The organism is Cutibacterium nasicola, assembly GCF_052654715.2.
In genome coordinates, this window is record NZ_CP199745.2 from 1,816,556 (window position 1) to 1,829,869 (window position 13,314).

Here is a 13,314-nt window from a genome sequence, read left to right on the forward strand (position 1 = left end):
GCGGTTCTGGTCTGACTTCGCCTCGATGGCGTCACAGTGGCGGGACCGTCCCGGATTCACACCGGTGTTCCACCGCGGTCGAGGATCATTGTCCCACAGCCTGCTTTGATGGAGTCATGGACGTCCTCATTCTTGGCGGCACGACAAAGGCCCGGCAGCTGGCCACTCGACTGGTCGATGACGGGATCGACCTGTGCACATCCCTGGCGGGACGCACGAAGTCCCCACGACCCGTCCCAGGACCGACGAGACTGGGCGGGTTCGGCGGTGTCGACGGTCTCAAGGACTTCCTCACCGCCAACGAGGTCAAGGTCATGGTGGACGCCTCACACCCCTTCGCCGCGACCATGCACGGCCACGCCGCACAGGCGTGTCTCGATCTCAACCTGCCGCTGGCCCGGCTCGCACCGCCGAGCTGGCGTACCCAACCCGAAGCCGCAACCTGGCACTGGGTGGACGATCACGACGCCGCCGCACGAGCCCTTGCGGACCTGCCTGATGTCGTCCTGCTGACGGTGGGACGCCAACCCATCAGCCATTACCTGCGCCTTGGCCCGCGTCGGGTCATCGTGCGCTGCGTTGACGCCCCCGAGGAGGAGCTTCCCGAGGGCTGGACGGTGCTGCAGGAGCGTGGCCCTTTCACCATAGCCCGGGAGCGTGAGATCTTCTCCGGGGGTGTGGAGACCGTCGTCTCGAAGGACTCCGGGGGCACCGAGCTGGACCCCAAACTCCGTCTGGCAGCCGAGACCGACGTCCAGATCGTCATGGTGTCACGCGGCCCGGCCCCTGGTTGGGGGGACGAGCTCAGCGAGGTCGACGAGGCGGTGCAGTGGATCAACGCCCACCTCGCGACGGTGAAATCTCAGTGATCAGACGGTTCGTGGACCTGGGTCTCGTCGAGGTCCAGGCCCGCGACGTCTCCGACAACGGTGATGGCCGGCGGCTTGATGCCAGCCTCGGCCATGTCCTCAGCGGCGTTCTCCAGGGTGGTCGTCAGGGATCGCTGGGTGAACAGTGAGGCGTCCGCGACGACGGCGACGGGGGTGTCACCGGCAAGTCCACCTTCCATGAGGCGTGCAGCGATGTCACCGATGTGCGCCACGCCCATGAGGATGACGAGAGTGGTGCCAGTCTTGGCGATCTGTGCCCAGTCGAGTTCGGACCGGGTGTCGCCGGGGGCGACGTGCCCCGAGACGACGGTGAATCCCTGGACCAGGTGACGGTGGGTCAGTGGGACTCCCATGAGCTCGGGGCCGGCCACGCAGGAGGTGACTCCGGGAATGACGCGCACCGGGACGCCGGCTGCGGCGCAGGCCTGCCACTCCTCGCCACCACGTCCGAAGACGAAGGAGTCGCCACCCTTGAGGCGCACCACCTTGCGCCCGGCCCTGGCATGCTCGATGAGCAGCTCGTTGGTTCGCTCCTGCGGGACGTAGGGCCCGCGCGGCACCTTGCCGACCGGGATCTTCTCGGCGTCCGGATTCTCGTCCATGACGACGACCGGAGCGAGACGGTCGTGGAGGATGACGTCGGCCTGACGCACTGCCTCCAGCCCTGCAACGGTCAGCAGCCCGGGATCACCGGGGCCACCTCCGACGAGGGTGACAGTGCCGGGAACGAGTTCTGGGGAGTAGGACATCAGTTTTCCTTGGGTTGGTGTGCTGTCAGATCGGAGATGGCTCGGGCGAGCTCAGCATGTGTCTTCGTGTCACGGACGGCGAGTCTGATCCAGCTGGGACCGAGACCGGGGAAGGTCTCCCCGCGCCTCACGGCAAACCCGCGATCAGCCAGGGGAAGACGCACCGATTCGCCGCTGATTGACGAGGTGTCGACGAGCACGAAGGGAGCCTCGGAATCGACGATGGTCAGACCGAGTTCTCGAAGGCGTCCGACGAGGTCGGCGCGGGCCGCGGGAATCTCGTCACGCAGCTGGTTGCGGAACCGAGACGCTTCCTCGGAGGTGCAGGAGACCATGGCCGCGACGGCCGGGGTGGACACCGACCATGGGGTCTGGTGAGCCGCCAGACGTGAGATGAGTCGCGGATCCCCGACGACGTATCCGGCACGGATTCCGGCCAGGCCGTAGGTCTTCGTCAGGGAACGCAGCACCAGCAGGTTGCCCATGTCGTTGCCGATGAGGGACTGGGACTCGTCAGTGGCGTCCATGAAGGCTTCGTCGACGACGAGGATCCGACCAGGGCGGCGCAGGGTCAGCAGGTCGGACGCCGGGTGCAGCCGACCGGTGGGGTTCGTGGGGTTACCGACGATGACGAGGTCGGCATCCTCCGGGACGAGGGCCGGATCCAGTGCGAACCCGTCGGAGGCATTGAGGATGACTCGGTCGACGTCAATCCCGGCTGATCTCAGAGCTGCCTCCGGCTCGGTGAACTGAGGATGGATGACCGCAGCGTGGTGCGGCTGCGTGGTCGCAATGAGGGGGAAGGCCTCGGCTGCTCCGGAGGTGGGCAGAACCATGTCGGTTCCCACACCGTGCATGGTGGCCAGGGCGTCCCGGGCCGGGGCGGCGTCAGGGTAACGCGCCCAGTCGTGCTCGGTGGAGGTGATTGCGTCGCGAAGCCACTGCGGCGGCTCGAGGACGCGGACGTTGACGGCCAGGTCGACTAGACCGTCGGCAATGTCGCTGTCCCCGTGGTGATTGAGGTCAGGCTCGCCCTCCTGGGCCCCTCTCCCCTCGTGGAACCTCGCCACCTCACGGGCAAACCACGCCGCCTGGGAGGGGTGACCGGCCCAGTGCAGGTGCAGGTAGGAGGCCTGAACGGTGGGACGCCCCAGAGAAGCAGGGTCTCCCAGAGCTCCCTCGGCACGATCGGTGCCGTCGGGCATGGCGATGTGCCAAGCCGGGTCGACGTCAGCCAATGGCGTCGTCGTGGTGCGGTGGAATTCGTGGCCGACGACGCTGATGGAGTTGCGGGTGGCGACCCGGTACCCCATCGTCAGCCTCGTCGCCATCGCCGCGTCCATCGGAAGGACGCCGGCCATGTCGCGCCCGTCGAGGTGACGGCAGAGGTAGAGAAGCCCGGCGCACTCCGCGACGATCGGCATCCCGGCCTCGGCATGGGCGCGGACATCTGCCGCGAGCTCGGTGTTGTCCTCCAAATCCGTGGCGTGCATCTCCGGGAATCCACCGCCCAGGTACAGGCCCTGGATGCCGTCCGGAAGACGTCGATCGGTGAGGGGATCGACGTCGACGACCCGGAACCCGGCCGCCCGCAACATCTCGGTGGTCTCGGGGTAACGGAAGGTGAAGGCTCGCCCCGCGAAGATTCCGACCACCGGCGGCTCGTCGAAGGAATGGCCTTGCCAGCCAGCTGATTGCAGAGCGGCTCGCGGATCCCAAGGCTCGACGTCGAGGTCGGGTGCGGAATCGGCCAGGTCCATAACGGCGTCGAGATCGACGTGTTCGGCGATGAGGTCACCCAGGCCGGCGACCTTGGAGGCGGAGTGCTCCCACTCCCCCGCCGGGACCAGGCCCAGGTGGCGAGACGGCACGAAGATCGACTCGGTGCGCGGAATCCGCCCCAGCACCGGGATGCCGAGTCGGTCGAGTCCGCGCACGACCTCGGCACCATGACGAGGAGAGGCGACCCGGTTGAGGATCACACCGGCGATCGTGACATTCGGATCAAACGTCGCCAGACCTGCCACCACTGCGGCGTGGGTGAGGGACGCATGAGCGGTGTCGACGACCACGACCACCGGGGTCTGGGTCGAGGTGGCGATCTCGGCGCTGGACCCGCGTCCGGTCCCGAGCTGGCCGTCGAAGAGGCCCATCACTCCCTCGATGACCGCAATGTCCGCCGCATCGGGGGTGACGAAACCATGGGCCAGCAGCGGAGCCATGAGCTCGTCACCACACATGACGGAGTCCAGGTTGCGGCCCGGACGACCACTGGCCATCGAGTGGTAACCGGGATCGATGTAATCCGGCCCGACCTTGAACGGCGCCACCGTCCGGCCGGTGGCACGCAGGGCTGCCATGAGACCTGTCGCGACGGTCGTCTTACCGCCTCCCGACGCCGGGGCGGCGATGAGGATTCGTGGAATGCGCATCACCATTCGATTCCCGCCTGACCACGCTGACCGGCGTCGAAGGGGTGCTTGACCTTGGTCATCTCGGTGACGAGGTCTGCGGCCTCGACGAGGGCTGCCGGGGCGCGACGGCCAGTGATGACGACGTGCTGGGTGCCGGGGCGGTTGACCAGTGTGTCGACGACCTCGTCGACATCGAGCCATCCCCAGTCCAGCGGGTAGGTGAACTCGTCAAGAAGGTAGAAATCAAGCGCCTCGCTGGCCAGGAGTTCCGACACGTGTCGCCACCCCTCGCGGGCAGCGGCCTCGGGGTCATCGGCGGCATCGAAGGAGCGTGCCCAGGACCATCCAGTCCCCATGACCTCCCATGTGACGGGACCGCCGGCACCGGTCTCCTCGTGGAGTTTCCCGAGAGCTTGCAGGGCGTCCTGCTCGCCGACATGCCATCGTCCGGACTTCACGAACTGGAAGACGCCGACTTTCCACCCTTGGTTCCAGGCGCGCAGGGCGGTACCCATCGCCGCTGTCGTCTTGCCCTTGCCCTCGCCGGTGTTCACAGCAAGAACTGGCCGTAATCGTCGCTGTCTGGTGGACAGCCCGTCGTCTGGTGTGGCGCCACTGCGCGCGTGCGGCATGAACGACCTCCTTGCGGGTCCGCGCCCGTCGGGTCACGGGATTTCCGTGACCTGACCCGCAGGATCGACCTGGCTCGCGCTGAGGCGCTCACAGTGGCGGGACCGCTCCGGATTCACACCGGATTCCTCCCCGAGGGCCATCGTCGATTGTGTCACACGGGTCGGGTTGTCCTCACCCGGCACTGCCCTAAGCTTCCCTCATGACCCATGATCCTGACGCCACCCTCCTCGGACGCACGCCTGGCCTCGACGAGACGCACTTCGCCCATGACGGCCTCATCACCAAACATCCGGTGAGGGCCGTCGCTCTGGCAGCGTTGCGACCCATGCCGGGCCAGCTGCTGTGGGACCTCGGCACCGGCGCCGGGTCGATCGGTGTCGAGTGGTGTCGCACCGATCCGACCTGCCGAGCCATCGGGGTGGAGCGCAAGGCAGAACGGGCCGCCAATGCCCGCACGAATGCCGCAGAACTCACTCTGCCCGGCCAGTTCGAGGTCATCGACGCCGACCTCGCCAAGGGGCTGCCGGAGGGACTGCCCGACCCGGATGCCATCTTCATCGGCGGCGGTGCGACGGAAACTCTCGTCACCCAGTGTCGACCACGTCTGCCCATCGGGGGACGGCTCGTCGTCCATGGGGTGACGATGGAGGCCGAGATGCTCGTGGAGTCCTTGCACCGGGATCTGGGCGGTGACCTCATGAGGTTCGGCGTCGAGACCGCCGACAGCATCGGCCGGCTGCGGGGCTGGAAACCGGCCCGCACCGTCGTGGCGTGGACCTGGCAGCACACTGAGTGACGACGAGCCACCCAGTGTGCACAGTTGTCTGATCCTGGACTCAGCTGATCTGGGAGGCCAGCAGGCAGGCAGCCCAGGTCTGCTCGGCAGCGAAACGCACATGGTGTGGCACTGCCGAAACCGACAGCGCTGACCTGTTCATGATGACCATCGAACCGCCGCACTGTGGCCGCCCCATCAAGAGTGCCTTGTGCCGCTGATGTCACAACGATGACGTCAACACGGACTGCTCGGTGCCAGGTGTGACAGGATCGCGACGACCTCGCTCATCGTTCGGGGACGCTCATCCATCCCAAGACGCCGGACCAGTTCGAGGGGCCAAGGCAGGTGTAGATGGGCCCTCTCCACCATGGTCACATTTGCGAGTAACTCGTCGATCGGCCCCTGCTGCACTCCCCCGTCGACAACGATGAGCGCCTCGTCAGCCCAGGCCAGGGCCAGGTCGACGTCATGGGTAGCCATCGCCACGGTCGTACCGTGGTCGCGCAGACGGTCCAAAGCCTCCAGCATCTTGGTGACGCCGACCGGGTCGAGTCCGGCGGTGGGCTCGTCAAGGAGAAGCAGATCCGGGCGCATGGCGACGGCACCGGCGACAGCAATCCTCTTGCGTTCGCCGTAGGACAGCTGGTGCGTGGCACGCTCGGCAAGATGGCTGGCCCCGAGTAGCTGCAGGGCCTCGGCGACGCGGTCGCGCACCTCCGCCACGTCCAGCCCCATGTTCATCGGGCCGAAGGAGACGTCCTGGCTCACGTCAGCGCTGAAGAGTTGGTCGTCGGGGTCCTGAAGGACGAGCTGAACCGCCCGACGGTGCTCACGAAGCTGGGTGCGCCCGTGACCGAGCACGGTGTCACCTCTCTTGACCTTGCCCTTGACGGGCTTGAGGGAGCCCGACAAGCAACGCATCAGCGTCGTCTTGCCCGATCCGTTTGCTCCCAGAATCGCCACCCGAACTCCAGCGCGGAAGGACACGTTGACGTCGGTGAGCACCATGGGCCGGCCAGGGTGAGTGGCGTACAGGTGCTCGGTCGACAACAGGGCTTCGTCACTCATCTGAAAATCCTTCCGGTCGTCGACCAGCTGATCGCCCAGACTGCGGCGATGACGATGACGACGATGATCTTGAACCGCGCTGATCCGACGCGTTTGACGGGCAGGGTCACCAGTGCGGACTCGAATCCGCGGTTGACCAGGCCGTCGTTGAGGCGGTTGGCCCTCGTCCAGGCTCGAATTCCGACCGATCCGAGCAGCGCTGCGGTGTTGCTCATGCGCCGGTTGAGCCCGCCAAATTTCCCTTCCGGGGCGTCGCCGAGGCGGGCGTGCTGAGCTTCACCGGCCGTCACGACGGTGTCGAGCAGCACGAAGATGAGCCGGTAGGTCAGGGAGGCGATCTCGAGCAACGGGTCAGGGATGTGGAACTTCCGCAACCACGTGAGCAGATCGACCATGGGGGTGGTGACGGCCAGCACCATGAGGGTGAGGGTGCCGCAGACGCCATGTTCAATCAGTGACATCGCCTGGGCGGTGGTGACCGGCCCGATGCTGAACACCCCGGCATGCCACCAGACTGTCCCGATGGGGGACGACCCAAGGCTGATGAGGACCGAGATCCCGCCGACCACCAGGAAGACGATCGGGGCGGCCATGGCTTGCCACAGCACTCGCCCCCGGATGCGCGCCGGGCCGAGGATGACGATGACGCTGATGATCCCGGCGAGTAGCGCCCCGGGCCAGATGCCGGAGCCGACCACCGGGCTCACCCACGACGATGACTCCATCGACGGGGTACACAGAGCGGTCAGGAGCAAGGATGCTGATAGGGCGACCTTCTCACCAACCGGACGACGCCGCCAGGGGGAATCCCAGGCGGCGTCGTCGAGAGAGGTGATTGTCATGACTTGGCAGTCGCAGTGGCTTCCGACGAGGTGACGGCGGCCTCGGGCACGTCGTCGACACTGTGCAGGTCAGAGGCGTGCTCGGCCTCCTCACGACCCTTCTTCTTGCCGGACATGCGGCCCAACGCGTACCCGGCAATGCCGGCACCCAGGGCAGCCTGCATGGCGAACAGACCGGACTCGACCTCACCCGAGTTCGGCTCGAAGATCGGCTTGATCCACTCCTTGGCGCCAGCCTCCTCAGCCGCGGTGGCAGCTGCGTCGTCAGTTCCGCCGAAGCCCTCCTCCTCGTCTCCGGACACCTTCTTGGCGCCGAGGACCATGCTCAGCACGAACAGGGCGATCAACAGGACGACGATAACCGGAGTCACCCACTTGCTGTTGCCGGTCAGGGAACGATCGGCACGGGTCGGGACTGCAGTGTTCTCAGGCATTTGCCACCTCCGGGGTACGAGCGAGGACGCCGAGCTGCTGAAGCTGCGGGGCGGCGACCTTGGCAAGGAAACGGAACAGCAGGATTCCGATGAAGCCCTCAGCGATGGCCAGCGGAATCTGGGTCACGGCGAAGATGCCGAGGAACTTGCCAACAGCCCCCCAGAAGCCACCGGTGGGATCCGGGAAGGCAAAGGCGAGCTGGAAGCTGGTCACGACGTAGGTGACGAAGTCGGCGAAGACCATACAGAGGAAGACTGCCAACGCGTCGGGCCCGTGGAGTTTCTTGGTGAGCTTGTAGAAGGCGTAACCGGCCCACGGTCCGGCAATGCCCATCGAGAAGGTATTGGCCCCCAGTGTGGACATGCCACCGTGAGCCAGCAGCAAGGCCTGGAAGATCAACACGATCATCCCCAGGAACGCCATGACCGGTGGTCTGAAGAGGGCTGCCCCGACGCCGGTTCCCGTGGGGTGGGAGGACGAGCCCGTGACGCTGGGGAGCTTGATGGCGGAGAGGACGAAGGTGAAGGCGCCGGCAGTGGCAAGCAGGAGCTTGTTCTCGGGGTGCTCCTTGACCTCCTTGACGACTCGGTAGCCGCCGTGAATAACGAACGGAGCAGCAGCTGCATACCAGACTGCACACTCAGCTGGTGAGAGAACCCCCTCAGCGATATGCATGAGGTGTCATCTCCTTTCTCGGGATTCGCGTCCCGTCCTGGAAAGGCCTGATGTGCGCGACAGATCTGACTTCCGATCCACATGGGATCGTCCACAGTGGCGCGTCCGTGCCGGCGTTTCCCGGCTTCAATCACGTCATCAGGACATTCTTGAGTTGTTCAATGGCCAGTCAAACACAGCCACTGCAGGGTTGCATCAAAGGGTTGCCTAACCAAGGTAGCATGCCCGTGTGGCTGATTGCGTAGTGTGGGAACATCCCGATAAGTCGTCATCACCCCTTGTCATCGATAGGAGCACAGCCGTGACCCACGAGTACGTCAACAACGGATCCGACATCTACCGCGAGTCCTTCCGCATCATTCGTTCCGAGGCGAATTTGGATCGCTTCCCCACCGACGTCGAGGGAGTCGTCGTCCGGATGATTCACGCTGCTGCGGATCCCGCCATCGCTGACGACATCGCTTTCACACCAGGTGTGGTCAAGGCCGCCCGCAAGGCCTTGGGTAACGGTGCCCCGATCCTGTGCGACTCCTCCATGACGGCCACCGGAATCATCCGGTCCCGTCTGCCCCGTGACAACGAGACGATCTGTTACATCAAGGATCCCCGCTTGGCCGACATCGCCAAGGCCAAGAACATGACGAAAACCTGCGCCGCGGTGGACCTGTGGGCCGAGGAGGGCAAGCTCGACGGGGCCATCGTCGCCATCGGCAACGCCCCCACCGCCTTGTACCGGGTGCTCGAGGTGTGCGAGGAGACGGGTGCCTGCCCGGCAGCCGTCGTCGGCATCCCTGTCGGGTTCGTCGGTGCAGCCGAGTCCAAGCAAGCCCTTGTCGACTCGCCCCTGGACTTGGAATACCTCACCTTGTTGGGACGACGTGGCGGCTCAGCGATCGCAGTGGCCGCCGTCAACGCCATTGCATCGACCGACGAGCTGACCAACAACCATCGCTGAGAAGCCCCTCACCAGAGCATCGCAGTGGGGCTGAAACCGGCGTCGCCCAGCAGCCGCATCTCACCATCCCAGCCAGGCTCCGTAACTCGCCTGTCCGGAGATCTGCACCCCTGCTCGCCGTCGTCATGGTCAACGACAACCACGTCAACGTCACAGACACCGCACCTGTGAAGCCAAGGGGTACCGAAGCGGCGCAGCTACCTCTCAGCCCTCGTGCCCGGGCACGGAGGCCGGAATCTTCAGCTGGGGTTTGATCGACGACTGGGGTTCCAACCCCCACTTCTCCAGGCTGACCCTCAGGTGCTCGGCGGCATCGATGTTGAGCGGACCAGAGGTCCACATGGCGTAGGGAAGGTTGAGGTAGCGCTTCTTCTTCACCGCATCCAGGTTCTTGGTCGCCGGATTCGATTCCAAGATCTTGATCTTCTCGCTGTAAGGCTGAGCGTCGTAGTCGACGAAGGCGATGGCGTCCGGGTTCATCTTCGCCACCTTCTCCCAGCCGATGCGCACCCAGGTGTCATTGACGTCATGGGCGCCGTTCTGCGCACCCGCCGCGTTGATGATGGCTTGTGGGCCGCCCTTGCTTCCGCTGGTGAAGACGGTGTCCTTGGCGGAGTCGAAGAGCAGCACCGTCGGGGTCTTCTTGGCCTTCGGAGCCTTCTGAAGGGCACCAAGACGATCATCCATGTCCTTCACGGCCTTCTTGCCGGTGTCCTCGTGCCCAGTGAGGATGGCGAGATTGGTGATGTCGGTACGCACCGCATTCCAAGGATCCATGACGCCGCGGGCGCTCTGGCCGTCCTTCTGTCGACAGGACTCGGTGAGCAGATAGCTGTTGATGCCCTTGCCGTGCAGATTGTCGGGGGTGAGATTGTTCGCCTCGGAGAATCCGTAGTCCCAGCCGGCGACGACGACGTCGGGCTTGTTGGCGATGATCGACTCGAGCGTCATGTAACCCTTGACGCCCTCGTGCAGACTGTTGATGGTGTCGGCCCCGTACTTGGCAGTGAGGATCTCCTTGTCCCGGCCCATCGAGCTCACTGCGGCGATCTGTTTGCGTGCCCCGGCGCTCAGCGTCATGGCGATGATGCTGCCGTCATTGACGTAGAGGCGTTCGGCATTCCTGGGGTAGGTGACCTTCTTACCGCAGTTGGTCACGGTGACTTCGCCGGAGTCCTTGGCGGAGTCGCCGCTCTTGGGAGTGGACCCACTGCCGCAGGCGGTGAGTCCCACGGCCAGACAGGCGGCCATGACGACGGGTAGGAATTTGGTGGACATTTCAGTTTTCCTCTCTGATGAGTTCAGGCAGCGGCGCAGTGCACACGAGCTCCTGGCTGCCATCGGGGGTGGTGACATGGTGTGCGACGACGTGGAATGCCGTCGCGACGTTCGATGGGCTGAGCGCCTCACGGGCCGGACCTGCAGAGAGCACTCCGCCATCCGCCAGGACGACGACGTGGTCGAAGTGGGCTGCGGCCATGCCCAGATCGTGGATGGTGGCGACCACCGTCCGACCGCTGGCGCGCAGCGTGTCCAGCAGCATGAGTTGGTGGCGCACGTCGAGGTGATTGGTCGGCTCGTCGAGCATGATGAGGTCTGCACCCTGGGCCAGGCCACGGGCGATGACGGCGCGACGCCGTTCACCGCCGGACAGGTGGTCGCAGCGACGATCGATGAGGTGGTCAAGTCCGACCAAGGCCAGGGAATCCCGGATGATCCTTCGCTCGGAACGCTGCCCCACCTGCCACGGCTTGCGATGCGGAGTACGTCCCAGCGCAACCATCTCACCCAGCAGGAGGTCTGGCGATGGCGACTCCTCCTGCCCGACGAAGGCCATGAGCCGAGCACGTTTCATGGGGGTGTAGTCGGTGACGGAGGTGCCGTCGAGCAGGACGTCTCCGGAATTGAACTGACGCACCCCGGCGATGGATCGCAGCAGAGTCGACTTGCCGACTCCGTTGACGCCGACGATGGCGGTGAGCTCCCCCGGCTCGGCGGTGAAACTGACGTCGTCGACGATGATGCGGTCGTTGATGCGGCACTGGACGTTGCAAACTTCGAGACGTGTCATGACTCACTCGAGAATCGGTACTGGCTGCGCCCCATGAGGTACAGGAAGATGGGAGCGCCGATGAACCCGGTGACGACGCCGAGAGGCACCTCCTGTGGTGCCGCGATGACGCGGGCGCCGACGTCCACCCACAGCAGGAAGAGACTGCCGATGGCGGCGGCGACGGGCAGCATCGACCGGTGACTGGCTCCCACGAGCAGCCGTGACATGTGGGGAATGACGAGTCCGACGAATCCGATGCCGCCCGAGACCGCCACGAGCACCCCGACGAGTACCGAGTTGCCGACGAACAACGCCTTACGCACCCTGGTGTCGGGGATGCCGAGGGATCGAGCGACGTCGGTGCCAGCCGCCAGGGCATCGAGCCAACCCGAGAAGGCGATCATGAGCACCACGGACAGAGCGGTGACGATGGCTGCCACCCACAAACTGTCCCAAGTGGCACCGGACACCGATCCCAGCATCCAGTACAGCACCGACTGCGCCGCGCGCGGGTCCGAGCTGCGGAAGACGAGGAAACTCGCCAGTGCCGAGAATGCCGCAGAGAGCACGACGCCCGAGAGCACCAGCCGCAGCGGCGTCATGCCGCCCTGGGCCATGGAGATGAGGTACACCAGACCGGCGGCGCCCAATGCCCCCACCAAGGCTCCGATGGTGAGCCGGTGAGGGCCCCAGGAGGCAAACATCCCCAGGGCGATGACCGCGGTGGCCCCCACACTCGCACCGGCCGAGACACCCAGCAGGTAGGGGTCGGCAAGCGGGTTGCGCACCAGGGTCTGCATACCGCTTCCGGCCAGGGCGAGTCCGGCTCCGACGATGATCGCCAGCAGTGCCCTGGGGGCACGCAGGTCCCAGACGATGACATCGATCGTCGGGTCGGGGCCCGGCTCACCAGTGATCCTGGCACCAACCGTGTCAAGAACGCCACGCATTGGCAATGGTTCCGAACCAATGGTCAGCGAGACGACGGCGCTGACGACGATGAGCACGACGAGGATGATCACCAGGGGTGCCACCCGCAACCGGCGGTCACGCTCGGCCGACCGTCTCGAGGAAGGCATAGCTGTTCCTTCTGGGTGCGAGGACCTTGATGCGAGGCCCGAACGACACAAGTCATACATGGGGTCTTCGGACTTCGGATCACTCTCGGTCGGCCCTTCCCAGGATCACTCCCAGTGGTCTTGCCGACGTCGTCACCGTCACCGCTGCGCAACAGTCCCGGATTCTCACCGGATTCACTGCGGCCTCATCGGGGCCGCACCATGTATGCGAGACAGGCTAGCACCTGTGACACGCACTTCGCGACGTGCCGTCCGCCAGCCCCTTGTCACAGACATGCCGGATCGCGTGCGGCACACGCCTCGGAACCCACCGAGCGCAATCGACGGGGTACTTCGCACCCGCGTGGTAATTCAGTTCGGCAAGGTACCTCGTGCCACACCAGGTGACAGACACCACGACTCCTGACACATCTGCCACAGAGACGAACGGACCACAACACCGCCACCGACAGGATCTCCATACCGCGCAGAGCTCCCCACACTGCGAAAAGTTGTGCTCCCGCCGCCGCTTCATGCCTGGAGTACAACTTTGTGGCTGAAAAATTCTGCTCAACAGCACAAGCGCGAGGGTAAGCACAATTTTCTCGACTGGTTCAGCAGCCAGAACCACAGGGAGCAGCCTCGAAGACTGCACCCAGACACCCAATCCGAGGGTGCAAGTACAATCTTTCGGTCAAAAAGTTGTGCTCCACCGCCCCGAAAGGGGAAGTGCACTTAGCTTTCCGGTGTACCGGAACACGCTC

13 protein-coding genes and 2 riboswitches are annotated in these 13,314 nt (G+C 65.1%); of the genes, 3 read left to right on the forward strand and 10 right to left on the reverse strand.

The genetic code is table 11. The features are described 5' to 3' along the window. The first annotated feature begins 116 nt into the window (after positions 1–116). The gene (locus tag ACUCCZ_RS08585; RefSeq protein WP_435917150.1) at positions 117–869 is read left to right on the forward strand and encodes a cobalt-precorrin-6A reductase; all 753 of its coding nucleotides are present in this window, start codon (positions 117–119) and stop codon (positions 867–869) included. Here ACUCCZ_RS08585 and cobA read toward each other — a convergent pair. The 3 genes from cobA to cobO are packed head-to-tail and all read right to left on the reverse strand — an operon-like array spanning position 863 to position 4,685. Beyond that, the gene (gene cobA / locus ACUCCZ_RS08590) at positions 863–1,639 is read right to left on the reverse strand and encodes a uroporphyrinogen-III C-methyltransferase (protein WP_435917151.1); all 777 of its coding nucleotides are present in this window, start codon (positions 1,637–1,639) and stop codon (positions 863–865) included. The genes ACUCCZ_RS08585 and cobA overlap by 7 nt on opposite strands. Beyond that, on the reverse strand, positions 1,639–4,071 hold the full coding sequence (locus tag ACUCCZ_RS08595) for a cobyrinate a,c-diamide synthase (RefSeq protein ID WP_435917152.1): 2,433 nt from the start codon (positions 4,069–4,071) through the stop codon (positions 1,639–1,641). Before ACUCCZ_RS08595 ends, cobA begins: the two co-directional genes overlap by 1 nt. Then, the gene (gene cobO / locus ACUCCZ_RS08600; protein WP_036979703.1) at positions 4,071–4,685 is read right to left on the reverse strand and encodes a cob(I)yrinic acid a,c-diamide adenosyltransferase; all 615 of its coding nucleotides are present in this window, start codon (positions 4,683–4,685) and stop codon (positions 4,071–4,073) included. Before cobO ends, ACUCCZ_RS08595 begins: the two co-directional genes overlap by 1 nt. A 40-nt stretch (positions 4,686–4,725) precedes the next feature. After that, a riboswitch (cobalamin riboswitch) is annotated at positions 4,726–4,862 on the reverse strand. Positions 4,863–4,885: 23 nt separating this feature from the next. Between cobO and cbiT the strand changes: the two genes are divergently transcribed. Further along, positions 4,886–5,482: a precorrin-6Y C5,15-methyltransferase (decarboxylating) subunit CbiT gene (gene cbiT / locus ACUCCZ_RS08605; protein ID WP_202724899.1), complete on the forward strand. Its 597-nt coding sequence runs from the start codon at positions 4,886–4,888 to the stop codon at positions 5,480–5,482. A gap of 216 nt (positions 5,483–5,698) precedes the next feature. Here cbiT and ACUCCZ_RS08610 read toward each other — a convergent pair whose 3' ends face one another. The 4 genes from ACUCCZ_RS08610 to ACUCCZ_RS08625 are packed head-to-tail and all read right to left on the reverse strand — an operon-like array spanning position 5,699 to position 8,484. Continuing rightward, positions 5,699–6,532, reverse strand: coding sequence for an energy-coupling factor ABC transporter ATP-binding protein (locus tag ACUCCZ_RS08610; RefSeq protein WP_065674341.1), 834 nt, complete (start codon positions 6,530–6,532; stop codon positions 5,699–5,701). Then, positions 6,529–7,374 carry a cobalt ECF transporter T component CbiQ gene (cbiQ, locus tag ACUCCZ_RS08615; protein ID WP_279186945.1) on the reverse strand — a complete coding sequence of 282 codons (846 nt, stop codon included), beginning with the start codon at positions 7,372–7,374 and terminating at the stop codon, positions 6,529–6,531. Before cbiQ ends, ACUCCZ_RS08610 begins: the two co-directional genes overlap by 4 nt. After that, on the reverse strand, positions 7,371–7,808 hold the full coding sequence (locus ACUCCZ_RS08620; protein WP_069101815.1) for an energy-coupling factor ABC transporter substrate-binding protein: 438 nt from the start codon (positions 7,806–7,808) through the stop codon (positions 7,371–7,373). The genes cbiQ and ACUCCZ_RS08620 overlap by 4 nt, the downstream gene beginning before the upstream one ends. Then, on the reverse strand, positions 7,801–8,484 hold the full coding sequence (locus tag ACUCCZ_RS08625; protein WP_334355083.1) for an energy-coupling factor ABC transporter permease: 684 nt from the start codon (positions 8,482–8,484) through the stop codon (positions 7,801–7,803). Before ACUCCZ_RS08625 ends, ACUCCZ_RS08620 begins: the two co-directional genes overlap by 8 nt. A 301-nt stretch (positions 8,485–8,785) precedes the next feature. Between ACUCCZ_RS08625 and ACUCCZ_RS08630 the strand changes: the two genes are divergently transcribed. After that, positions 8,786–9,439 carry a precorrin-8X methylmutase gene (locus ACUCCZ_RS08630; RefSeq protein WP_334355084.1) on the forward strand — a complete coding sequence of 218 codons (654 nt, stop codon included), beginning with the start codon at positions 8,786–8,788 and terminating at the stop codon, positions 9,437–9,439. Between the two features lie 204 nt (positions 9,440–9,643). Here the strand turns inward: ACUCCZ_RS08630 and ACUCCZ_RS08635 are convergent, their stop codons facing one another. From ACUCCZ_RS08635 to ACUCCZ_RS08645, 3 genes are read right to left on the reverse strand one after another with little or no spacing between them, the layout of a single operon-like run. Then, the gene (locus tag ACUCCZ_RS08635; protein ID WP_202724892.1) at positions 9,644–10,717 is read right to left on the reverse strand and encodes an ABC transporter substrate-binding protein; all 1,074 of its coding nucleotides are present in this window, start codon (positions 10,715–10,717) and stop codon (positions 9,644–9,646) included. A gap of 1 nt (position 10,718) precedes the next feature. Beyond that, on the reverse strand, positions 10,719–11,510 hold the full coding sequence (locus ACUCCZ_RS08640; RefSeq protein WP_069101819.1) for an ABC transporter ATP-binding protein: 792 nt from the start codon (positions 11,508–11,510) through the stop codon (positions 10,719–10,721). Further along, positions 11,507–12,526, reverse strand: coding sequence for a FecCD family ABC transporter permease (locus tag ACUCCZ_RS08645; RefSeq protein WP_179856619.1), 1,020 nt, complete (start codon positions 12,524–12,526; stop codon positions 11,507–11,509). The genes ACUCCZ_RS08640 and ACUCCZ_RS08645 overlap by 4 nt, the downstream gene beginning before the upstream one ends. 88 nt (positions 12,527–12,614) lie before the next feature. Beyond that, positions 12,615–12,790: riboswitch (cobalamin riboswitch) on the reverse strand. Between the last annotated feature and the right edge of the window lie 524 nt (positions 12,791–13,314).